We start from the raw sequence: 22,573 nt of genomic DNA, 5'->3' as shown, positions 1-22,573 counted from the left end.
AATTGATACAATAGTTTATGATGTGATGTTGTCCAAGGTTCTTCCAGGGTAGTTGTTAATGTGCTTGCTGTTACTTGTCCTCGTAAAGCAATTTGGTCAAGTAACTCTTGGCGTGTAGAGTCTGCTAAGGCGATCAAGATATTTCGAAAGGACTACTGTCTGCGTTTTCCTATTTACGCTAACAAACATCGCCAAAATCCTTCTATTATATTTAATCTTCTGTTCCTAATACATCTGTATTAGGGGGCTCATAACCCATCTGACGGAGCATAGCTACTATTTGTCCTTTGTGATGAAACTCGTGCGTGATGGTGTACATGAGCAATTTACAAGGAGAAATAGATAATAGTTCAGGTGTTTCTCGCCAAGGAATTTCTCGCTCAATTAGCATGTTTACATTTTGTCCATGTAGCTCTACTACTTCATTTACTATTGAATCCACTTGTTCAAAGCGTGCTATTATTTGCTCTAAACTGAGATTTTGTAATTCTTCCCTTGGAGTAAGAGGTTTTTTCGTCTTCAATAAAACAAATGAGCCAAGCCACGCAACGTAGCAATCAGCTATATGAACCAATGTGTCTCTTACACTCTCCCAACCGAATCCATTTTTATGTGTAAAATGATTAGGATCTAATTTCCCACAAAAATCTAACAGAGTCGCTCTAGTCTGTCGAACCCAACCATATTCGTGTTGAAGCATCCAAACACCCACCTTTAACAGATATAACTACTTATTCTATACATATATTGAATAACCCTTTCTTTAATGACTAAAAAAGGATCATCGCAGCTAACCCTTCTTTAACTCATTTACCATGAAGTATTAATGAGTCTGTTGTTAAAACTTCCCTGTTTATATACTGCGTTTTGCTTCCTTCTTTATGATGGATATGGCCCTGCTCACTATCGAGCGGGGGCCATTGTTAAGGTTAGCCGCTTGGGGTCAGGCACCAAAATCACTGTTTAGCTAGTAATCATCATACTGATCATCATCCCAATGATCAGCCGGCACATTGTTCTTTCTTACAAAGATTTTTTCATTCATTTTATTTACAACCTCTTGCTGCTCACGTTCATTTAATAAGTCAATCTCCATGATCATTCTTTCTGAAAGAGACATTTTTCCAGCAATGTACAATGTGGTTTGTTTCATTAATTCTTTAATTTCATATTGTCCTAAAGACAAAACATCTTTCATTTTTGCTGAGTTTTCCATCCCATTCTTTAGTTGTTGAATCCTTGTTATTGTTTCTACATGATCCTTATTTATATTTTTTGTTGCGGTTACTACCTTTTTCTGAACCTTTTCTATGTTTTCTATGCGACTAGTCAGTTCCTTCTGGACTTCTATTATTACTTGCTGTCCTTTATTTATATGTTGAAGTTCTAAGAGTATAGTATTCAGTGTTTCTTCCATGACAAAACCTCCAATTTGATTGGCAAAACTGCCTTACTTCGAACAAGCGGTTAAGTAATAGACTCCAAAATCCTGCCATTGGCAACATTCTCTATTTATATATTTTAGATTAATAGTCAAAAAATGAGGATTTAGAAATTCTTGAAGGCAAATCTTTAGATAGGAAATAGATAGAAAACAGAAGATGTAACGCGTTGAAGTGAGCAATTGTGGGAGTCAAATCATAAAGTAAAAATCAATAACTGATAAATACGTATTTTAACACATTTTTTATACCCCCTTTCAATCTAATCCGGCTGTTACTTTGGTATTATTTTCAACCATTTTAAATCTATCATTAATTCAACCGAAGAAGTAAGTCGAAAAATGACAAAATACTGAAAGTTAAACTAGGAAACAAGATTGGGGTCAGTCCCCCGGTTCGGTAAAGCTTTAGATTACCAGGGGATTGCTAGGCGTCTATGAAAATAGTTTATATTTTCAAGTAGTACAAAAATATCTCTTTCTAGTATGAACTACTCTGGCCGCTCATCCAGGTTGTCATACCAAACAAGCGGACCAAGGTGACCGAACGTACCGACCGCCTCCTCCATTAACTGGTGTGCCTCTTCATATGCGGAAGCAGGTAAAATATCCAATTCATGATACCCCATATTTCCATAGTTATAGACAAGCAGAAACCCATCTGTCTCCCAAAGCTCAAGTCGAAACACATGCCAATGGTTCGGCACCTTCAATTGAATCCCTGTGACGAATGTTTTCTCCCCCAGCCGTTGATAGGCAAACTCCGCTGTCCCTCCTTTATAAGACCTCCCCTCCTCAAATACAAATGGGTAACCTTTCGTATAAAGGTGTTCCATCCCTTCCAAGGTTTCGAGATTTGTCTCCCTTTTTGTGGCCACAATCACAGGAGACAGCCTATCTACTCCTATTTCATGGTATTCGATAGTACCACAGTCATCCCATTGAATATGGAGACCCGCATCCTGAAGCACATTCGCCCACCTTCCGAGATCTGCGGAATTTTTCAATTGTTCGCAAGAGAGAAACAATCCATCCTCCGTTAACAAACGATGGACTATTTCTACATAACGACTGTCACCATAGGTTGGATTCTCCTTCAAGTACTCTTGAAGTGACCAATAGTTTGAAATCATGATAGGCCCCATGATTTCATGAAAGGTCCGTGCAGAAATGATTAAATCAAAAGAATTCAGGGTAAAGTGCTCAGATACCTCCATAAAGTCCATTTGATAAAAACTCAAGTTGTTCAGTCCTTGCTTTATTGCCAACTCCCGAGCACATCGAATTCCATATCCACACAGGTCGATCCCTACAATCTCGGCATCTGGGAACATGGTGGCGTACCTGCAAGACAGCAACCCATTATCACAGCCAATTTCCAAAATCCGTTTCGGCTTTAAATAAGTTTGCTGACTGACCCAGTTGAGCAAGGATTGATGGAAATTCATCGTCCATGATTCTACTGCCAAACTGAAGGGCAGTGTTCGGTTTTTCACTTCATAAATATTCCCTTTAAGTTTGCGGTCCATAATGGGTTGGAGTTCCTTAGCCAAGAAGGGATCGACCTCGGTTACATGCTTCCAGAAGTCCTTTTTGGTTTGGCATTCCTTGATACCCAATGACTTAAAATAGGCAGAGACACTTTGTGATTTTAATTTGGTATTTGCAAACATAGTATTATCTCCAGTTTAGGCGTATTTATTTTGCATAACAGGACCAAAACCTACTAGTAAGTTCTATTATCTGGTACTAATTATAGCACAAAAAAAACTTTACTCCTTAGTGAAGTAAAGAAAATGGAAGAATTCACTCATGAATGAGAGGGAAAAAGTGGTAATAATTCAGCACTAACTTACTTCATCACCTTATCACTAGAAAGTGCTTGTTTAAACTGTTCGATTAGGACAGGAACGATTTCAAAGGCATCGCCAACAATTCCATAATGACAGTTTTGAAAAATAGGAGCTTCTTTGTCCTTATTAATGGCAATAATTAAACCAGCATTTTTCATTCCCACAATATGTTGAATCGCGCCTGAAATCCCGATCGCAAAATAAATCTTTGGCGTTACCGTCACACCGGTTTGCCCTACTTGATGGGGGTGGTCAATCCAACCCGCTTCCACCACATCCCTGCTCGCACCAACAGCTCCTCCAAGCGTTTCAGCCAAATGGTGTATTAACTGAAATCCCTCATAGCTGCCTAAGCCTTTTCCGCCTGCGACAACGATGTCCGCTTCGTCGATTCTGACCTTCTTAACCGTTTCCTTTACAATTTCCAAAACTTTTGTCCGGATATCTTCTTCTTTTAATGAGACGGTTTCTTCGACGACCTTGCCTATTCTCCCCACCTCTGGTGGTAGCGCCTTTATGACTTTGGCGCGTACGGTCGCCATTTGCGGCCTGTATTTTTTACATAAAATGGTCGCCATAATATTTCCGCCAAACGCCGGCCTACTCGCAAGGAGTAACCCCGTCTCCTCTTCTACATCCAGTTCCGTCGTATCCGCCGTCAACCCTGTCGGCAAATCGGTGGCCACTGCGCTTGCCAGGTCTTTTCCTGTTGAGGTGGCCCCGTAGAGAATAATTTCCGGTTTATATTTATCACTGCACTCTAATAGCGCCTTCATGTAGGTTTCAGTCCGGTAATGCTTAAAGAGAGGTTGATCATAGACATACACGGTATCTGCTCCATATTCAAACACGGTCTTTGTTAAAGATTTAACATGTTCCCCGATAAGAATGCCCGCTAGTTCCACACCTCGTTTATCAGCTAATTTCCTACCAGCACCTAATAATTCAAGCGATACAGGGGCAACCTCTCCATCCTTTTGTTCAATGAAGACCCAAACACCTTTGTACTCGTTAAAATCCAATTACATTCCCTCCTTACTTTCAAACAGCTCCTTCTTTTCAAGCAGGATCTGAAGCAATTGCTCTACTTGTGCTGCTGGGTTGCCTTCAAGGAATGTTCCCCCTGCTAGTTTTTGCGGAGCCCATACTTTAGAAACAATGGTTGGGGATCCCTTTAAACCAAGCTGCTTAATATCTACATCTTCAAGGTCATCAACAGACCAAATATGTGGTTTGTATCTGGCAGCTTTAAGCATGTTCGGCATCGGGGAATATGGTACGTCATTAATAGTTTTTTCAACGGAAAATAAACACGGCAAGGTGGATTGGACGACTTCATATCCATCCTCTAGCTTGCGATGGACAACGGCATATCTTTCTTCTAGATTGATTTCCACGACTTTGTTTACTGAAGTGAGTGGTGGTATATCGAGCCTTCTAGCTATTCCGGGTCCGACTTGCCCGGTATCTCCATCAATGGACATTTTTCCGCAAATGATCAAATCGACGGGTCTGGTTTTTGCAATTTTTTCAATCGCCTTTGTCACAGCATAGCTCGTTGCCAATGTATCGGCACCCGCAAACCGGCGATCCGTAATTAAATACCCTTCATCCGCGCCTATTTCAATACATTTCTTTATAGCGGACACCGCTGGAGGTGGACCCATCGTGACAACCGATACAGTCCCACCATATCGTTGTTTTAAACGGACTGCCTCTTCAACTGCATGAGCATCATACGGATTCAAAATCGCAGGTGCTGTCCTCCGATCCATCGTGTTCGTTTTTGGATTCATCTTAATAATTTTAGTGTCAGGCACTTGCTTGATACAGGCTACAATATGAAACATTAAACCCCTCCCATCTACTTAAAAAGCCCATGGTTTCTTTATTACCGCCATACGAAACATTCCAGTTGTTTGACAACTAAAAGGCTTGTTACACCCGTCTATATCTACTTTATTATAGGAGATGTCCTTACATGCGAGTTTTCTGACAAAGGATTAAATCTTACCCAATTTCAATATAAAACCACTATCGTTGCCTTGAACAACCTTTTGTCCAAAAAAATAACAGCCACTCCATAAGTGGCTGTCATAGATCGGCAAGAAAGCATAAATGTTCCCTTCTCCTTCTGCCTAAATATAATAAGCCCTGAGAGTAAATCCTGCCCTCAGAGCCTAATATTTTTGTATAAAAAAATAGTTCTCAATATTACCGACACGATCATTTTAATTTCTACATTCATTAAGAATATCTCTAAGCAAATCAACAACATTTTCCAAGTTCGCCATACTCTACTTCCTAGTTTTAAATTAATATACTTTATTTTCCACCCCAAGGATAATTTCATTAGTATCACATTTTTAATTTTGGATGCAACAGGGAAGATCCCTGAGATTATAAACTTCACTTTTGACTTTTAATTGATTTTCTCAATCCCATTCTTTTTCTGATTCCTTTTTTGCAAGATCTGTTCTAAATACTGTGTAAATTCCGATTCGCCTGAGTACGACAAGCAGAGATATTCCTTTGCCCTCGTCATCCCGATATATAATAAGGAAACTTCCCTCTCCCTATCGTCTTCAAGTGGAAATGGCATCGAATCAACATTTACGATAAACACTGCCTGAAAATCCAACCCTTTGCTGCTATCGATGGTACTGATTTTTATTTTGCCATCATCCTTTTTAAAGGACCGCTTGGACACATCATTTTCAGTGATCCAATAATATGGTAAGTCCGCTTCCTGCAATGACCTTTGAATGATATCAATGATGGGATATTTATGCGTCTTTTTAACACGATATAAAATTAACATCTCTTCATAAGGTACTTTCCGTTCTTCATGCAACTTTTTCATTTGCCTGGCAACCATTCTTATTTCATCAAAGAAATTGGCAGCCTTTATGATCCCCGGTTCAGGCCCTTTTCGTTTCGTGCTTTGTGGAGCAATAATTTCACCTTCGAGCTCACGATTGATCACCTTATTTTTAAACATCGAATGCTCGCGGTAAAAATCCCAGGCAAACTTTACAATTTGTTGCGTGTTCCGATAGTTAATGGACAATACCTTAGATCTGCCTTGGAAACTTAAACCCGTATCCTGCAAATACGATCGTTTCCGACGATAAATGGTCTGCGCACGATCTTCTACCAATAAAAGCGACTGTGTATCTGTATTCAGCAGATGACTAACAAGTCGTAGCCAATCTGCATCAAAATCCTGTCCCTCATCGATCAAAATGGCGTCATAGGAAGGGAGAATGGTTTCCTTTCTCTCGATTTTATCGATAATGACTGAAAGGTTTTGCTCCCGAATTTTCAAATCATTTTTTAGCCATGCATGAAAATTCCTTACCATAATATTTTGGCTTTGAACCGCCTTAACAGTAGGATCAAAATCAAATAAATCCTCTGGTTCATTCAACATATGATGGATCATTTGCTTAATGGCGTTGGCCAAAGATATATTATAGCAAAGGATTAAAATTTTCCAATTAGGATTTTGTTTCGACAACATCTTCGCCCGGCTGGCCAATATGATCGTCTTCCCACTCCCGGCAACCCCGCGTATCAAGCGATTCTTGTCGCCAATTTGTTTCGCTAAATTCTCCTGATGAAGGTCCATCGTCTTAATATCATGTAGTGATAAGAGCAGTTGATCCTGATACGGTACCGGCGCCTTAAATTCAGCACTAATCCGGACTTCAGGGAACAAATGATAGCGGATGGCATTGATATCCTCGATGGTAAGCGGCTCCTTTAAACGGTAAGGTACAACAAACATATTCATCACTTTTTCCATCAAGATTTCTTCCGAAAAACCTTCATTTTCAGGGTCAATTTCATCTCTTGCTAGGGACAAATTGGGTTCTATGACCGTATAAAGTCCATCTTTAATAAAATCCTTGGTATACAATCTGGTAAAAACTACTCCATGTCCATACGGGAACTTTAATTTCAATTTATATTTCCCATCTGCCAGAATTAGGTTTTTATCCTTTTTCAGTACATCAGCGATTTTAAACATGTAGTCCCTTGCCTGATTCATGGGGCTTGGGATAATGGCTTGTTCGCCATTTGTTGCCACTATATGCCACTCATCATGATTGATTTGCAATAGTGTATTTCGTGTATAATCCTTCACTTCCAAAACAACCATGCCAAGATCAGGACCTATGATGACAAAATCAGGTTTCCTCCCTTGGATTTCCGGTTCATAATAGACAATATAATCATCTGGCAAATAGTTTTTTAGAGTTCGGAAAAATAACCGCTCGCCAGCAGTCGCAGATGTTCGTATTGTCTCTGGAATTGTAATTGCCATAGTAACCGCTCCAAAATCTGCATTTTTCTCCATTATACTACAAGTAGTGCAATTGAACTAAAGTATATGGCTAATCATTCCATTAATTTTAACAATTTTCTACTAAAATAAACAAAATCCACCAAAGGTATTGTATTTTAGTCCTATTATTTTAATAATAGAATGGAAGAAATGGTCCTACCTACTTAGTTATTGTTAGTACTCATGAAAGTGAAGTGGAAATATTGTTAAAAGGAATCCTTGGAAAATTATTTAAAGGGAATGAAACCTCACCACAACCTGCGGTCCAATCCATTAGCCAAGCCGAGGTAGAAGCATTAGTAGAGGCGAAAATTAAGGAGCATGCTGCAACACTTGAAAATACCAGAAATGATTTACACGAGAAACAACCTTCTGCAGTTGAAGAAGAATACAGACTAAGTTCGAAACAAGTCGAATACGCGCTTTCTTTAATTGACAAGATCAAGAGTGAATTCGATTTGGCCATTGATCCGTCCAATTTAACTATTAAAGATTTAAATAGATTGATTGCCTATAATCGTTATAAAAATAAAGGGACACTTGTGAATCTTGTAAAAAAAGGTGTATTAAGAAAAAGGTGAAAACTAAAAACATTGAAATACCCATATATAGGATGGATCCATATACTATTATGTAAAATAGTTTCTTTTTCAGTATCATAGGTTATAATATAGGTAAGTATTGAATAAAATAAAAAAGACCGAACATGCTGTTACATGTCCGGTCCAGCAATAGACGGTTCCCTCTAAGGGGGTCGGCTATAGGGCAGAATAATCCACCTGAGCCGTTAACTCAAGGGTGGATTATTTTTTTGATTTAAATGACAGGATCGCTACGATTAGACTAGTAAAGCCAATCGCAAACATTAATGATTCAAAAATTGTCATGCGGCATCCCCCCCCTTCTGTTTGGGAGTGAACCGACCACCCTTGAGAAATCCTATTCTATTGTAATTCCAGTATATCACACCCCGCCCAAAAACAAGAACAAATATTCGCGTCCCTCGATAAATACGTACTTTTTTACTAGTAAGATTTCCAAAGGAAGGGGTCTGACCCTACAAAATGAAATTGTCTCTTTTTCCCTATCATAGGTTTTATAAGAGTGAGAATGGAATAAATGAAAAAGACCGAACATGGCTGAAAACATGTCCGGTCCAATAATAGTCGATCCCTTAGGAGGGGTCGACGTTTTGGTCAGAAAAATCTATCTTACTTCTTTATGGTGGAAGAAGTCTCCCACCTAAACCATTATTTCTCTCATTTCGATTTTATAAATCTTTATGCTTTATATTAATTTATATCACTGATCGTCAGTTTCTGTTTTGGAGTAAAGCTAACATACTCATAATTCTCTTCCCCGTTCACGATACTGCGATACCCCGCCTCGGTCATATAATAATCGATCGATTCGTTATTCAATAGCTCCTGCATGGTCTTGCACTGCTGAAGCATCTGCTCTTTTGTAACATTCCCTTTATCAATTTCCAGCATAATGAGGATGGGCTTTGGTGTTTTCAGCTGTGGTGTCCATTTTGTTGCATCGTTGTTGTATACCTCCACATCGGTATCTACTTGATTGACTTCCGGCACTTTTTTCTGGAGCAGGGTTTTAATATATTGCTCTGCCTGCGCATTTAACTTTTTTGAAGAATCTTTATCGATCCTCGACTTATGAATGGTATCATTGAACACTTTGAAAGGTTTGTAGTTGTAGACATCGAATAGATAAATTGTTTCCACCCCTAATGGGTCCTTTGTTAAGACTCTAAAACGGTAGCTATCATCGATGCTGACATATTTTACCGATCGTTTAATTTCGTAGTCCATATCTGGATAGGTTTCTTTTAAATACGCCGTTAGGTTTTCTTTTGCTTTGTTTTTATTAATTGGATTTCCGCCAGCTTGTATGTAGATGACCAGAACTAGTCCAATCAACGAAACGGCAAGCAAACTATAGAGTATTTTCTTTTTCATAATCATTATTCCTCCATTATTTTACGAATACAAAAACCGATGGCAATTCCGATCACCGTAAATAGCAGATGTGTCGCTAGATTGATCAATGCCATTCCTAAAGCTTCGAAAAAACTATCGGCATAGTAGTCTCTGAATATATCCGTCATATACAGCAGGCAATTCCATATGAAGTTCGGCACGGCTGCAAGTAATATGGCAACAAGGACTGAACGGTAAAACAGATATACGGCCACTCCTAAAATGGTATAGGTTAGGATAAAGTCCCGATTGTCATTCATAACGGTTGTGCTCATTGCTAGCACAAACGCAATGGCCACAAAGAAAATTTGAATCGTCGTCAATTTCACCGTTATTTTCCGTATCATCTTTTTTGGAGAACTTCCGGGATTAACTTTTGAAGGCAATGGAATCTGTGATTGTTCCGCTATCTTCCAACATTCCTGGCAGCTTTGTAAATGTTCCTCAACAAACCGTTGCGTATCCGGCTGCAATAATTCCTCTTCGTATAAAGGCAATAAATCTTGCGTCACCGCACAATTTGTTTTCATAAAGACACCTCCATTGTTTTTTGAATTCTCAATTTCAAGCGATGAAAGGTTACGCGTGCATAATTTTCAGATTTGCCGATTAATGCGCCAATCTCTGCAAAACTCAGCTCCCCATAGATGCGTAACAATACAATTTCTCTCTCTGAATCTTCCAACTTTGAAATATGATACAACAGTTTCCTCGTATCCTCCTTGATTTCTGCTAGCTCTTCTAATGAATGGATTTCCGTTTCTGGCACCAAGGAGAGTTTTTGCATTAAACTAAGCTGGTACTTGTTTTTGCGGTAATGCTTCTTCAATAAGTTCGTAGCAATTGAAAACATCCAAGTCGATAAGGTGGAATGGCCATTAAATGATGCGATGTTTTTACACGCCTCATAAAAGGTATCATGGCAAAGATCTTGAGCAGTTGCCGAATTACCTGTCTTGGCATAGAAAAACGCATAGATTTTCGGTTGGATTTCTTCATATTCTTCTTCAAGCTTCTTCATAACGCCCTCTCTCTCCCGCTGTTCTTACTATTAATACCTTTACTACATGATTCGTTACAACTTTTTCGAAAAAAATATTTCTGATCGTTATTTGCAGGACCTATAATAGAGAAGATAAAGAGAGTAAACTTTAACTAATTGGAGGAATGACAATGTCAACTCAAATCAAAACTATACATACTTTCAATGCCCCGCGTGAGCTTGTCTTCCAGGCATTAACTGATTCAGAACACCTAAAGAACTGGTGGGGGCCAAAAGGTTGGACATTCGAGGTTTCTAAAGCAGATTTCAGTCCGGGCGGTGTCTTCCACTACAGCCAGAAACCTGCAGACGGCGATAGAATGTGGGTTAAGTTTGTATACGGTGAAATGATTGCGCCAGAAAAAATCGTTTACGCCAGTTTCTTTTCTGATGCAGAAGGTACCAATGTACGTGCACCCTTTGACGCAAATTGGCCGATGGAAACGCTGAACACCATTACGCTCACCGAAGACGAAGGAAAAACCACTCTTACCATGATGGTGGAGCCCGTATCCCCAACAGAGGAAGAGCTTAAAACCTTCGAGGATTCAAAAGAGATGGCTCAGGAAGGATATGCCGGAACCTTTTATCAATTAGATGAATACCTAACAAAGATTTAATTCAAGTCACAATAAAAACACCGGCAACCAGTTTTTTTAACATTTACATAAAAGAGGTCAGTCCCCCGGTGATGTGAACCTTAAACAGGGTGACTGACCATAACTTCCTGGAAACTATGTATAGTAGTTTTTAGAAAAGGATTAGCACGTAAATGATGACTAACCTCAATTTAGTTTTAATCTATCAAAAATACAATTTTTATCATTACCTCTACCAATAACATCCCATAACGATTTAATTAATAATATATCTTTGATTTCAGATAACAGGTGACCTTCGGATTTTAATTTACCAAGTAATTTAAGCTTTCGAACATCACTTTTTACCGATATTTCCGGTTGATATGTTTTTAATTTAGTTTTATTATATCAATAGAATAATTGATTTGTAGCAAAAGTTTAACAAAGTTTTTGAATCACGCGAGGTTGCAATCGCTTTCGACTTCGGGAGTCCTTTTGTAAGCAAATCTTTTCATATTTAGGAGGCAGTAGCATGAAAAATCCATGCATCACAGAACTTGAAGCAATTTCAGGTCATAAATATGTCATTACCAATCCCTCAAAAACCCTGCGTTATCGTAAAGGTTATCGCTCGGGACGTGGGGATGCACTAGCTGTGGTCAAGCCAGGAAATTTGACAGAGCTCTGGCAGATCCTGAAAACAGCCGTCAAATTTGATAAAATTGTCATTATGCAAGCGGCAAATACAAGTTTGACCGAAGGATCAATTCCCGCAGACGGTTATGATCGTGAGGTCATCATTGTATCAACCACAAGGATTAAACACGTTCAGTTACTCAACCAAGGCACTCAAGTTTTGGCTTTTCCGGGTACAACACTCTATACACTTGAAAATGCATTGAAACCGCTTGGGCGAGAGCCGCATTCTGTGATTGGCTCTTCTTGTCTAGGTGCGTCTGCCATCGGCGGGATATGCAATAACTCGGGCGGCTCGCTCGTCAAACGGGGCCCTGCCTATACGGAGATGTCGCTATTTGCCAGAGTTAACGAAAATGGCGAGCTGCAGCTGGTGAATCACCTTGGTATCGATTTAGGCGATACTCCTGAGCAAATTGTTGCCAATCTTGATGCCGGAAATTTTGATCCGAATGCTGTCCCAGATTCTCCAAAACACGGGCATAATTATACTTATCAAAAGCGGGTGCGCGAAATTGATGCAGATAGCCCGGCTAGATACAATGCCGATCCTAATCAGCTTTATGAAGCTTCAGGGTCAGCCGGCAAAATTGCCGTATTCACCGTAAGACTCGATACTTTCCCGAAAGAACAAAACGAAAAGGTCTTCTACATCGGGACCAATAAACCAAGTGTATTAGAAATGATTCGGAGAAAAGCACTGTCGGAGTTCAAAAATCTCCCTGTCGCCGGCGAATACATGCATCGTGAAATCTATGACATCGCCAAAAAATACGGCAAAGATTCATTCATTGTCATCAAAAAACTTGGAACTGACCGGTTGCCTTTTCTTTTTGGGTTGAAAGCGGACGCGGAGCGGATTTTGGACAAAATGAAAATCTTCAAGCCGTATCTTCCTGACCGTATCTTGCAAAAACTCAGCTATCTTTTCCCGAACCATTTGCCAAAAAGGATGGAAGAATTCCGTGAAAAGTATGAGCACCATCTGTTGCTCAAAATGTCTGGAGACGGCAATGCCGAGGCGGAGGCCTATCTGAAGGAGCTATTTAAAGAAGCTGAGGGTGATTACTTTGTTTGCACGCCGGAAGAAGGAGCGGATGCTTTCTTGCATCGGTTTGTAGCGGCAGGCGCAGCGATTCGCTTCCAGGAGGTGCATCAAGACGAAGTTGAAGATATTTTGGCGCTTGATATTGCCCTACGTCGCAATGATATGGACTGGTTTGAAAAGCTGCCCGAGGAAATCTCGAGCCAGATTGAGCACAAGCTTTACTACGGACATTTCCTTTGCCACGTGCTGCATCAAGACTATATCGTGAAAAAAGGCGTCGATGCACATGCCTTGAAGGAAAAAATGCTGAAGCTTCTCGATGAGCGCGGTGCGATTTATCCAGCGGAGCATAATGTCGGCCATCTCTATGAAGCCGCACCAACACTGGTTGATCACTACAAAAAAAGCGACCCAACCAACAGCTTTAACCCTGGAATCGGTAAAACCTCTAAATTGAAACACTGGTGTTAATCTTCATTGCCCATAAGGTCAAGATGAAATAAAAAAACAATGTCCCAGATTTACTTAACGGGTTCGGTTGATGAGGACAAAACGGTTAATAGAAATTTAAAAAGAAGTCTAATTCGCAAATGTGAATTAGACTTCTTTCAGACTGTAGACAAATCCTCCATTTTCGGGGGATTTGACTACAGTTTTTTGTATAATGATGATACTACTAATATAGAAGAAATTGAAACGAACCTAGCTTATCGTTGGTTTCTTGGGTATGGATTCCATGATAAGGTACCGCACTTCTCCTCTTTCGGTAAAAACTATGAACGCCGGTTTAAGATGACCTGTTAGGGGTTCGAACCCCCGACCTCAACCCTGTCAAGGTTGGTGGGAATGATTAGGAATCAAACAAAATCAATATTGACACTCAAGTATATTAGCATTCTTTTAGAGGGTGCCCTCGATTATTTTTGTCTAGATTTGTGATCGGATAAATCCTTCCAACCCCTTATCGCAACAATAAACGGAACACCCCTTCATTCCTCTAGTCATTAACGTTTTGTATGTATTCCGAACAAGGTCAACGAGCGGGTCAACCTCGCCTTTCTTTGGTTTTGCCGGTTTTGCTCCTTTATCCTTAAACTCGTCTCTTCTAACAATGAGCTTTTGGGTATCTTCATCAAAACCTAAATCCTTTCCAATAATCACACCAACATAATCCATTTCTAGGCCTTGAACTGTGTGTATACACCCGATTTGGTTTGCACATTCTGGATGAATGGCCCAGTCAATTCTATTTGGATCATTCCATGGCAAAGCAAAGTTATGCTCCTCGATGACAACATCATCAGCAAGCTTTCCATTCACAACATTTTTTGTCCAATCCCAGGCGTAACCTGCTAACAATCTACCCCCACGTTTATCAACTATTTCCTCTTTCAATTGTTGAGGGCTGGAAACCAATTTGAAATCAAAATCGCCTTCTAGCTTAAATGTTTCCTGGTCATTGTTTAGAATGCTATTAAGCCATGAGATATAATTTCCTGATCCTGAACAGCGGTATTGTGATTCAAGTTCAACCGTATGTATATCTGCTCCGAATCTGGCTGCCTCTTTTTCTACCTCTTTTACACTTCCAATGTCTTTTTTTGAGATTTTCTGAAAATCATCAATGAAGAATACGCTTATTCGTGAGGATCGAATGATTTGTGTAACTTGATTTTCTCCTTCAATCTTCTTTTTCATATGTCCTTGCTCTTTTAGTCGATGTGCTTCATCACAAATAAGGACATCAAAATAATTTTCAGGTGCATGCACGTAGGATGCAGACCCTTTAAATAAATCTCTCACTTCCACATGACCTGAAGATCCAATTAGTTTTTTACGGAGTACTTCCCTAAATGCTTGGTTAGGTGTTATATATTCCACGTACGCTTTCGACTTTAGCATATAACTCATTAAGTTTAATCCAATGACTGATTTCCCAGTACCTGGGCCACCTTTTATAATAATGACATGTTTTTGATCTGTTTGTGCTTTAAATTGGTTATATTTGCTCACTACTTTTTCATAGGCAACCTTTTGCTCATCGAGTAGTTCGAACTCTTCATTACCTTCAATGAGTGATCCTACCGTTTCAACTAATTTTTTAGAAGGTCTGATTTTTCCATTTTCTATAGTTTCAGCAATTTCCCTACCATTCCCTTTTGAAACCAACTTTCGGATATTCTTTGCCAAGTCCCGATCATTGAATTGAAAATACACAGGAGATTCCTGTAGATAACTGCTGTAACGCTTATCCAGCAGTGGCTCTCCCATACTTGCCATAATATAATTATGTAAATAGGCACATGAGTGAAGCTGTATCGATGTGGAGTCACTGTATAAGGACTCATTGAAATTCTGCAAATATCTCTTATAGGAAGATGCTTGATAGGCGGGATGAACCGTTTCCCGATCCCTGCCGCCTAGAAATGTCCGAACAATTCCATCCCCTTCGGCCACTTTTGCCTTCTGCCATTGTTTCAACTCAATAATGATTGCATTTTTTGTACCCTGTTCGTCCTGTCCCGCCACGAGAAAGTCGATTCTTTTTTCAGAGGATGGCAGCTTATATTCTAATAACACATGTGTATCCTCTTTTAAATCGGCATCCCTAATTACTTTTGCCATTTGGGGAAGTGAATTTTCCCAGGATCGTAATTCACTCCCCGAAACGACTTTGTTCATTTTTGCCAGAACGTTTTCCTTGAGAACGTATCCAATTTTATTTTCATAAATATGGTTTAAAAAACTTGAAGAGGTCTCATTGTAAATAATCATTTAACCTTTTCCTCACTTCTATTCACTGGATATTTAATCGCGTTTTTAACCAGCTTGTTTAAAACTTCCTCTTCAAGATCAATTTCTAGCTTATCAGCAAGTTGGACAAGATATATTAAAATATCTGCCATTTCCTCTTTTATGTTTTGCTTGGATACAGCGATTGCTTCTTCACTTGTTTTCCATTGGAAATTTTCCAGCAATTCGTTTGCCTCGAGAGAAATAGAAATAGCCAAATCTTTTTCATTATGATACTGTTTCCATTCTCTTTCATCACGAAATGCTAACACTTTCTGTTTGATTTCATTCATTTTCATTCTCTCCTCTATTACAAGTAGGGGTATCATATTTTTGTAAAACGCTTAATATATTACCATTATTTTAGCACTAGAGATAAAAATAAACATTTTAATTTATACTAATCGATATAGAAGGTGAAAATTTGAAGTTTAATCGAACTCTCTTACCATAAGAGAAAATGTTTCTCCCATTCCTTTAACTATTTTAAATCAATCAAAAGAGAAAGTAATATGGATGGAAGAATTGATTATTCTTCATTACGGCAAATAAATGTAAAGGAAGAGTAGCTGATTAATATGCTTAAGACTCGGTATCAAGTAGAGACTGATCATTTTTTGACTTGCACAGTCAATCATGAACGGTATTTGAAGGTGTTTTTATATTAATTAAAAAAAAGGAAAAAGGGTCTAATCCCCGGCAAATTAACTCTTCATTTCATCGGGGATCTCTCCCTACAATTTCCATCCATTTTATAAATTAAAGACAGAATTAAAACATCCTCTCTCTTCCAGTTCCTGATTCTAAACATTGTATTCACGAAGAAAAACAGGTAAACAAACCTCCACATCCATTTTCGACTTTAATGTCTTGAAAATGCTTCCTTCTACCCTTTTTTGTTTGTTTTTTCAAACAAAAAAAATCCTCCAAATTATTATAATTTGAAGGCACAGGACACACCCGGACATGTGTTTTCGATCTCACACAACCTTAGTCTAAATGGTAAAGAATCCGTGTGTGTCACAAAAATTAGAAATTTATAAGTAACCCTTGAAAACGTTGAATTGGCGGGACTGCGTGGGAATCGAACCCACCAGACCTGGCACGCAGATCTCAAGCAGTTTTGAAGACTGTGGTGGACACCAGCTCCCTTTTTACCCCTATAATAAATATCCGTAATTCACAATTTTAAAAAGTACACACTTAACTTGGTTTATAACGATTTTTATGTAACTTAAAAGTGAATCATTGAGTTAATAAAATAAACTAATAATGGTTAGAACTATAAACGCTTGAATTATTCCAACATTATATTCTCCTCTTAATTGTTGGACCGGTAGCCTACTGATATGAAACAGAAACAAAAAGCATAGGAAACACTTTTCATGTGTCTAACTTATCCCATAAGAAAACCTCTTTTCCCTAAATTGACATGGCCCTCTCCCCGGGCGGGCCATGCAAGTGAAGGAATATTGGTAGTCAGGTCATGTTTTGAATGATTAATTTTTTTTAGGCACATTTCTAGGAGGTTTCCAGAGCGTCACAGAGCCAGCCCCACTACACACTCCATATGGATCCAGTTGGTGAAATATTTGTATGGTATTCAGTTGGAACAAATCAACTCTCCCCTCCAATATGGGCTTCAATCCAAACATGGAATGGATAATTTTACAGGAGAATGCCTACTAAAATCCTAATTTGTTGTAACACTGTTTATCTTCAATCAATCTACTTTTATATAGAAAGACCCCCATCTACGGGGATAACAGCTCCATTTATATAACTGGCATCATCGCTGGCTAAGAATAAATAAGTGTTGGCGATATCTCTTGGAGTTCCCAGCCGTTGAAGGGATACTTTCTCTTTCATCCCGGTAAGAACTTTTTCAGGCATTTTTTCTGTCATTGGGGTCATGATAAAGCCTGGTGCCACAGCATTCACATTAATTCCTTTTCGACCAAGCTCTTTTGCCCACGTTTGAGTCATGGCAATGACGGCTGCTTTCGTTGCAGCATAATTGGTTTGCCCAAAATTGCCCATTCTTCCTACTATACTGCTCGTATTGATAATTTTGCCGAATCCCTCTTTCACCATATGTGGGACAACCGCCTGGGTACAATGGAAGACACCCGTTTGATTAATGGATACCACCTGATTCCATTGCTCCTCCGTCATTTTTACCAGGGTGGAATCCTGTGTGATACCAGCATTGTTAATCAAGATATCAATTTTCCCATACTGCTCCAATACCTCGTTGACCATCCTATCCACTTGGTCACGTTGTGAAACATCCACACCCAATCCCAAGCCGTTAATTTCTCTTGCTGTTTCCACCGCTAAATTCTTATGATAATCTGCGACCACCACATGGGCGCCTTCACTAGAAAACAACAGACACGTTTCTTTTCCAAGTCCTCCAGCACCACCAGTTATGATGGCAACTTTCCCTTCAAGTTTCATATGGTCCCCCTTCTCACAGATGCCCCTAACAAGGCCCTATACCTTCTATCATCATTACGATTATGACTTTGCATTCACTTGATGTGACGGGTTATTAATTGGTTCAACCATTACAACATGGTTTGCGATAAAATCCCCGATTTCCTTTTCGGAATAGCCCAGGTGCGCTAAAATCTCCTCGGAATGTTCACCGAGAGATGGAGGAAGGGTAAACTCATTTCCAGGATTTCCTGGTAGCTTTATCGCAAGGCCTGGAACAGGCACATCCGTATCGCCAATAGGTATAGTCCGAATCATTTCTCTGTGTTGGATTTGCGGATTTTTGATTACTTCCTCTAAGTTATTTACTGGACTGCTGGCAATACCCTTTTGTTGTAAAAGTTGAAAAGCTTCCTCTTTTGTATGTTGAATGGTCCATTCCGCAATGATTTTATCCATATTTTCTCTGTTTTTGAATCTTCCCTCTTCCGTGTAGAATGGCGAATGACGTTGACTCCATTCACTTTTTCCAATTAATTTAGCCAATTCGCTCCACTTTTTTTCAGGTGCATTTATATAGGCTCCTAAAAATACATATCCATCTTTTGTCGGAAACGCTTTCGAATATTGAAAACGATCACTCGTTCCCCACCTTTGTTGGTTGATTCCATGCAGTTTGGATTCGGCGATGCTAAACCCTAATAATGAAACCAAACCATCAAGCATACTTATATCCACCAAGCGGCCTTTTCCCGTTCTTTCCTTGTGGAACAAAGCTAACATGGTCCCTAAAGTGGCCTGCAGTCCCGCGATATGATCGGCGATAAAAAAACCAACATAGGTCGGTGGACCATCTGGATGTCCTGTTAATTCAGCTAATCCGCTCATGGACTGTATAACACCATCATAGGCGCCGTAATCCCTGTAAGGACCCGTTGACCCGAATCCAGTAATATGGACCATGCTAATTTTCGGATTAATGGCGGAAATGGTTTCATAACTAAAGCCTAATTTTTCGGGTACTTTGGCACCATAATTGGTGACTAGGACATCCGCCGTTTCAACTAAGCGAAGGAGTATCTCTTTCCCTTTTGAACTTTTCAAATCTAATGAAATCGATCGTTTATTCCGGTTTTCTGAGGCAAAATACAAACTAATATCGTCATGCAACGGGGCAGATGTTCTTCCCACTTCCCCTTCCAGTCGTTCAATCTTTATGACATCAGCACCATAATCAGCAAGTAATTGGCTACAATAAGGTCCAGCAATATAATGGGTTAAATCCAATACTCTTACTCCAGTTAGAACGGTCATAAATTTCACCTCATTTTTCAAATGATAATCTATCAGAATAGCTATACATCATTCCTCGTTTGCTGAGCCGGAATCGTAGCAATCGCCCGCACTTTAGAACTCACAAGTGCATTGCCACTCAGTTCATTTTTGCGGAAGTTCCCAGGAGATGTACCGACAATTTTTTTAAACGTCTTGATGAAATGATAGATGTTGTTGTAGCCGACATCAGTACTGATTTCTGCAATATCCAAATTGGTGTTAACCAATAACTCTGCGGCTTTATCAATTCTTACTTTATTTAGATAGAGATTGATGGTCATACCGGTATTTTCCTTAAATGTTTTGCAAATATAATTTTTGCTATGACCGACGAACTGTGCAAGGTGGTCCAATGAAATTTCAATCTTATAATTTTGTTGGATCATCTCTTTTATTTGCTCCACCACTTTTGACTTTCGGGGATTTGCCGATATTTCAATTCTTTGAAATCGAATCATATAGTAAAGAGCTGCAATCAATGTATGTGTGGCGATTTCTAGATACCAGGGAAGGGTGTCAATTCCTTCTTTAAAGACCAACTCAAGCATTTCTTCAATCGTATCTGATCCTTGGCATACAATTGGAATCTGGTTAAGCCTTTCTTCAAACTCGTTATCAAAAACAACATACTTTGCTTCCAGCATTCGTAGCGGCTTTCCGTCTACCTCTCGCGTATCAGTTATACCGTGGATATCATTCGGTCTGGTAAAAAGATACATCCCCCGCCCCAGTTTCACGGATTCATTCCCTACGATAAAATCTCCTTCTCCGCTAATGACATAGTAAATCTGAAAGTACTCATGTTTATGAGGGATCAGACTACTACCTGACGGATATTCACTTTTGGCAAGCCAAAGTATATTGATCATATGCTTGTTCATCTTTTTAATCACCTTACTATCATTTTAGTACTATACTATTTCTTGACCCTCCTCTCAAAATCCTCTTGATCGGTTCATCAAGTTGTAGCACCACCGCTTAAGATGAGGCAATGACCCGAAATGAAACTGGCATCATCACTGGAGAGGAAGGATACGGCACTAGCGACTTCATTTGGTTGTCCAAGCCTTCTTAACGGGATCAGCTTCATATGTTCAGCGATGATTTCTTCCGGAACATGATGGTACATATCCGTTTCAATATATCCGGGAGCAACACAGTTCACGGTAATATTTTTGGGACCGCCTTCCTTCGCCAGCGTTTTTGAAAATCCAATCAATCCCGCTTTTGAGGCGGCGTAATTCGCTTGACCCGCATTACCAAAGGCAGAAACCGATGAGATATTAACGATTCTTCCATAAGACTGATTGCGCATAATCGGGATGACGTATTTACAAAGGTGGTAGGCACCCTTGAGATTCACATTTATCACAGCATCCCAAGCTTCATCCGCCATCTTGTGGAACATGCTGTCCCTTGTGATACCAGCATTATTGACGAGGATGTCCACCGTGCCAAACCGTTCAACAGCTTGGGAAACAGCGGTTCTTACGTGTGCTTCGTTGGATACATCACACCTAATAGGCAAGACCTTATTACTGATTTCACCGAGGGTTGAAATCAATCTTTCCACGAGCTCCACATCATATTCGAGTACCGCTATGCCTTCCATACCGTCCTCCAAAAAGCGTTTGACGATTGATTCACCGATCCCTTTCCCGCCTCCTGTAACAATCGCGTATTTTCCTGACAATTTCCCCATGTTCGTAACCTCCCATATATAAAAAATTTGCCTCCACGAGCTGTAGTCATCTTTGTCGCTAAGACCCTATACCTTTTTTTAGATGACACCAAGTTGTACCAAGTGATGAAAGTCATCATCAGATAGATTGAGTAAGCCTTGATAAATCTCGTTATTATGCCACCCTAAAGGAGCCCCAGCCCATTTGACTTGCCCTGGTGTCTTTGAAAACTTGGGTACGATCCCCTGCATTTTTATATCCTTATTAAGGGCATAATCAAAAACTGAAATAATATTCTCTCTTTCTTGCACATGGGGATCATGATACAGGTCAGCAACTGAATTTACGGTTGAATAAGCAACTCCGTGCTTTTCCAAGCGTTCGCGTGAATATTCAAGTGTGTGTTCCGAAAAGAATGAATGGAGATAGTCGTCCAATTCATCGCGATTTCTTACTCGTAATTGATTGGTAAGAAATCTTGGATCATTCACTAATTCTGGATGTCCGATGGCGGTCATTAACCTTTCAAAAATATTTTGGGTCGATGCGGGTATGACAATCCATTTATGATCTTTTGTATCATATAGATCATTTGGGGCAACAACAGGATTAAACGTCCCTCTCCGTTCAGGAATTTTCCCCTCAAGATCATAATCCACGATGTAGTTCTCCATCACTCGTACCAGCGGTTCATATAAGGATAAATCAATTAGTTGACCTTCTCCTGTCTGCTTATAGTGATAAAGGGCTAGCATGACTGAAAATGCGCCATAAACCCCTCCCATTGCATCGGCGATGGGATAACCTGAAAAAATGGGCTTCCGATCTGGGTAACCAGTCATGTAGGTTAATCCTGAGAACGATTCAGCCACCCTAGCAAATCCTGGCTTTTCAGCATATGGTCCATTTCTTCCAAATGCCGAGAAATGAATCATGACCAGATTTTCTTTTACTTTTACTAAATCCTCGTAATCAATGTTCCATCTTCTTAACGTTTCAGGCCTGAAATTGGTAATCACCACATCTGCCTTGGAGACGAGTTGATAATAGAGTTGAACACCTTTTTCTTGGTTAAAATCTAGCGTAATCGCTTTTTTGTTTCTATTGGTCACCTTCCACGTGCCTTCTCCAAAATGACGGGTTTGATCCCCTTTCCCTGGTTGCTCAATCTTAATCACTTCAGCTCCGAAATCACCAAGCAAGTTGGCTATTAAAGGTGCTGCCAAGACTGTAGATGCATCGATTACCCGAATTCCTTGTAAAATATTATTTTCTGACAATCCATTAACCCCTTTCCACAGCCTATTCCAAGCAT

At 39.6% G+C, this 22,573-nt stretch carries 19 protein-coding genes and 1 pseudogene; 4 read left to right on the top strand and 16 right to left on the bottom strand.

Features of this window, described 5'->3' with window-relative positions; all coding sequences use genetic code 11:
• Positions 1-211 precede the first annotated feature (211 nt).
• From RCG19_RS20960 to RCG19_RS20935, 6 genes are all read right to left on the bottom strand, one after another.
• Complete coding sequence (locus tag RCG19_RS20960; protein WP_308108731.1) at positions 212-700, bottom strand: DinB family protein; 489 nt, start codon at positions 698-700, stop codon at positions 212-214.
• Positions 701-967: 267 nt separating this feature from the next.
• Complete coding sequence (locus RCG19_RS20955; protein ID WP_308108730.1) at positions 968-1,417, bottom strand: hypothetical protein; 450 nt, start codon at positions 1,415-1,417, stop codon at positions 968-970.
• A 515-nt stretch (positions 1,418-1,932) separates the two neighbouring features.
• A complete protein-coding gene (locus RCG19_RS20950) occupies positions 1,933-3,114 on the bottom strand; it encodes a class I SAM-dependent methyltransferase (RefSeq protein ID WP_308108729.1) in 1,182 nt (393 codons plus the stop codon).
• A gap of 179 nt (positions 3,115-3,293) precedes the next feature.
• Positions 3,294-4,316 carry an electron transfer flavoprotein subunit alpha/FixB family protein gene (locus RCG19_RS20945; RefSeq protein WP_308108727.1) on the bottom strand — a complete coding sequence of 341 codons (1,023 nt, stop codon included), beginning with the start codon at positions 4,314-4,316 and terminating at the stop codon, positions 3,294-3,296.
• A complete protein-coding gene (locus tag RCG19_RS20940; RefSeq protein ID WP_308108726.1) occupies positions 4,317-5,144 on the bottom strand; it encodes an electron transfer flavoprotein subunit beta/FixA family protein in 828 nt (275 codons plus the stop codon).
• 572 nt (positions 5,145-5,716) lie between these two features.
• Positions 5,717-7,624, bottom strand: coding sequence for a 3'-5' exonuclease (locus tag RCG19_RS20935; protein ID WP_308108725.1), 1,908 nt, complete (start codon positions 7,622-7,624; stop codon positions 5,717-5,719).
• Positions 7,625-7,839: 215 nt separating this feature from the next.
• Here RCG19_RS20935 and RCG19_RS20930 point away from each other — a divergent pair, with 215 nt between their 5' ends.
• Complete coding sequence (locus RCG19_RS20930; RefSeq protein ID WP_308108724.1) at positions 7,840-8,226, top strand: ABC transporter ATP-binding protein; 387 nt, start codon at positions 7,840-7,842, stop codon at positions 8,224-8,226.
• A gap of 711 nt (positions 8,227-8,937) precedes the next feature.
• On the opposite strand, the gene RCG19_RS20925 is transcribed toward RCG19_RS20930, so the two are convergent.
• Genes RCG19_RS20925 through RCG19_RS20915 form a run of 3 tightly spaced genes read right to left on the bottom strand, consistent with a single transcriptional unit; the run spans position 8,938 to position 10,663 of the window.
• Positions 8,938-9,621: a YfjL-like protein gene (locus RCG19_RS20925; RefSeq protein WP_308108723.1), complete on the bottom strand. Its 684-nt coding sequence runs from the start codon at positions 9,619-9,621 to the stop codon at positions 8,938-8,940.
• Positions 9,622-9,626: 5 nt separating this feature from the next.
• Complete coding sequence (locus RCG19_RS20920) at positions 9,627-10,172, bottom strand: zf-HC2 domain-containing protein (RefSeq protein ID WP_308108722.1); 546 nt, start codon at positions 10,170-10,172, stop codon at positions 9,627-9,629.
• Positions 10,169-10,663, bottom strand: coding sequence for an RNA polymerase sigma factor (locus RCG19_RS20915; RefSeq protein ID WP_308108721.1), 495 nt, complete (start codon positions 10,661-10,663; stop codon positions 10,169-10,171). The genes RCG19_RS20920 and RCG19_RS20915 overlap by 4 nt, the downstream gene beginning before the upstream one ends.
• A gap of 152 nt (positions 10,664-10,815) precedes the next feature.
• Between RCG19_RS20915 and RCG19_RS20910 the strand changes: the two genes are divergently transcribed.
• The 3 genes and pseudogenes from RCG19_RS20910 to RCG19_RS20900 form a co-directional block, all read left to right on the top strand.
• Positions 10,816-11,304 (top strand): SRPBCC domain-containing protein, encoded by a 489-nt coding sequence (locus tag RCG19_RS20910; protein ID WP_308108720.1) that lies wholly within the window; start codon positions 10,816-10,818, stop codon positions 11,302-11,304.
• Between the two features lie 493 nt (positions 11,305-11,797).
• A complete protein-coding gene (gene dld / locus RCG19_RS20905) occupies positions 11,798-13,480 on the top strand; it encodes a D-lactate dehydrogenase (protein WP_308108719.1) in 1,683 nt (560 codons plus the stop codon).
• A 210-nt stretch (positions 13,481-13,690) separates the two neighbouring features.
• Positions 13,691-13,807, top strand: a pseudogene (locus RCG19_RS20900) (transposase); the annotation flags it as partial.
• Positions 13,808-13,936: 129 nt separating this feature from the next.
• Here RCG19_RS20900 and RCG19_RS20895 read toward each other — a convergent pair.
• The 7 genes from RCG19_RS20895 to RCG19_RS20865 form a co-directional block, all read right to left on the bottom strand.
• The gene (locus tag RCG19_RS20895) at positions 13,937-15,784 is read right to left on the bottom strand and encodes a DUF2075 domain-containing protein (protein ID WP_308108718.1); all 1,848 of its coding nucleotides are present in this window, start codon (positions 15,782-15,784) and stop codon (positions 13,937-13,939) included.
• Entirely contained in the window at positions 15,781-16,101 is a 321-nt protein-coding gene (locus tag RCG19_RS20890) for a nucleotide pyrophosphohydrolase (RefSeq protein ID WP_308108717.1), read from the bottom strand. Before RCG19_RS20890 ends, RCG19_RS20895 begins: the two co-directional genes overlap by 4 nt.
• Positions 16,102-17,536: 1,435 nt before the next feature.
• Complete coding sequence (locus tag RCG19_RS20885; RefSeq protein ID WP_308108716.1) at positions 17,537-18,262, bottom strand: beta-ketoacyl-ACP reductase; 726 nt, start codon at positions 18,260-18,262, stop codon at positions 17,537-17,539.
• Between the two features lie 60 nt (positions 18,263-18,322).
• Positions 18,323-19,555, bottom strand: coding sequence for a CaiB/BaiF CoA transferase family protein (locus RCG19_RS20880; protein WP_308108715.1), 1,233 nt, complete (start codon positions 19,553-19,555; stop codon positions 18,323-18,325).
• Between the two features lie 41 nt (positions 19,556-19,596).
• A complete protein-coding gene (locus tag RCG19_RS20875) occupies positions 19,597-20,457 on the bottom strand; it encodes a helix-turn-helix domain-containing protein (RefSeq protein ID WP_166246571.1) in 861 nt (286 codons plus the stop codon).
• Between the two features lie 77 nt (positions 20,458-20,534).
• Entirely contained in the window at positions 20,535-21,278 is a 744-nt protein-coding gene (locus RCG19_RS20870; RefSeq protein WP_308108714.1) for an SDR family oxidoreductase, read from the bottom strand.
• Between the two features lie 78 nt (positions 21,279-21,356).
• The gene (locus tag RCG19_RS20865; RefSeq protein WP_308108713.1) at positions 21,357-22,538 is read right to left on the bottom strand and encodes a CaiB/BaiF CoA transferase family protein; all 1,182 of its coding nucleotides are present in this window, start codon (positions 22,536-22,538) and stop codon (positions 21,357-21,359) included.
• Positions 22,539-22,573: the final 35 nt, after the last annotated feature.

It is taken from the genome of Neobacillus sp. OS1-2 (genome assembly GCF_030915505.1).
GTDB lineage: Bacteria > Bacillota > Bacilli > Bacillales > Cytobacillaceae > Neobacillus.
Note: the sequence above shows the minus strand (reverse complement) of the source record. Positions and strands in the feature narration are given on the sequence as shown.

What these genes read in the sequence shown, in the direction of transcription:
- RCG19_RS20920 (WP_308108722.1), bottom strand. Translation starts at nt 10,172, where the DNA reads ATGAAAACAAATTGTGCGGTGACGCAAGATTTATTGCCTTTATACGAA.
- RCG19_RS20950 (WP_308108729.1), bottom strand. Translation starts at nt 3,114, where the DNA reads ATGTTTGCAAATACCAAATTAAAATCACAAAGTGTCTCTGCCTATTTT.
- RCG19_RS20890 (WP_308108717.1), bottom strand. Translation starts at nt 16,101, where the DNA reads ATGAAAATGAATGAAATCAAACAGAAAGTGTTAGCATTTCGTGATGAA.
- RCG19_RS20935 (WP_308108725.1), bottom strand. Translation starts at nt 7,624, where the DNA reads ATGGCAATTACAATTCCAGAGACAATACGAACATCTGCGACTGCTGGC.
- RCG19_RS20880 (WP_308108715.1), bottom strand. Translation starts at nt 19,555, where the DNA reads ATGACCGTTCTAACTGGAGTAAGAGTATTGGATTTAACCCATTATATT.
- RCG19_RS20885 (WP_308108716.1), bottom strand. Translation starts at nt 18,262, where the DNA reads ATGAAACTTGAAGGGAAAGTTGCCATCATAACTGGTGGTGCTGGAGGA.
- RCG19_RS20895 (WP_308108718.1), bottom strand. Translation starts at nt 15,784, where the DNA reads ATGATTATTTACAATGAGACCTCTTCAAGTTTTTTAAACCATATTTAT.
- RCG19_RS20955 (WP_308108730.1), bottom strand. Translation starts at nt 1,417, where the DNA reads ATGGAAGAAACACTGAATACTATACTCTTAGAACTTCAACATATAAAT.
- RCG19_RS20910 (WP_308108720.1), top strand. Translation starts at nt 10,816, where the DNA reads ATGTCAACTCAAATCAAAACTATACATACTTTCAATGCCCCGCGTGAG.
- dld (WP_308108719.1), top strand. Translation starts at nt 11,798, where the DNA reads ATGAAAAATCCATGCATCACAGAACTTGAAGCAATTTCAGGTCATAAA.
- RCG19_RS20870 (WP_308108714.1), bottom strand. Translation starts at nt 21,278, where the DNA reads ATGGGGAAATTGTCAGGAAAATACGCGATTGTTACAGGAGGCGGGAAA.
- RCG19_RS20875 (WP_166246571.1), bottom strand. Translation starts at nt 20,457, where the DNA reads ATGAACAAGCATATGATCAATATACTTTGGCTTGCCAAAAGTGAATAT.
- RCG19_RS20915 (WP_308108721.1), bottom strand. Translation starts at nt 10,663, where the DNA reads ATGAAGAAGCTTGAAGAAGAATATGAAGAAATCCAACCGAAAATCTAT.
- RCG19_RS20940 (WP_308108726.1), bottom strand. Translation starts at nt 5,144, where the DNA reads ATGTTTCATATTGTAGCCTGTATCAAGCAAGTGCCTGACACTAAAATT.
- RCG19_RS20925 (WP_308108723.1), bottom strand. Translation starts at nt 9,621, where the DNA reads ATGAAAAAGAAAATACTCTATAGTTTGCTTGCCGTTTCGTTGATTGGA.
- RCG19_RS20960 (WP_308108731.1), bottom strand. Translation starts at nt 700, where the DNA reads ATGCTTCAACACGAATATGGTTGGGTTCGACAGACTAGAGCGACTCTG.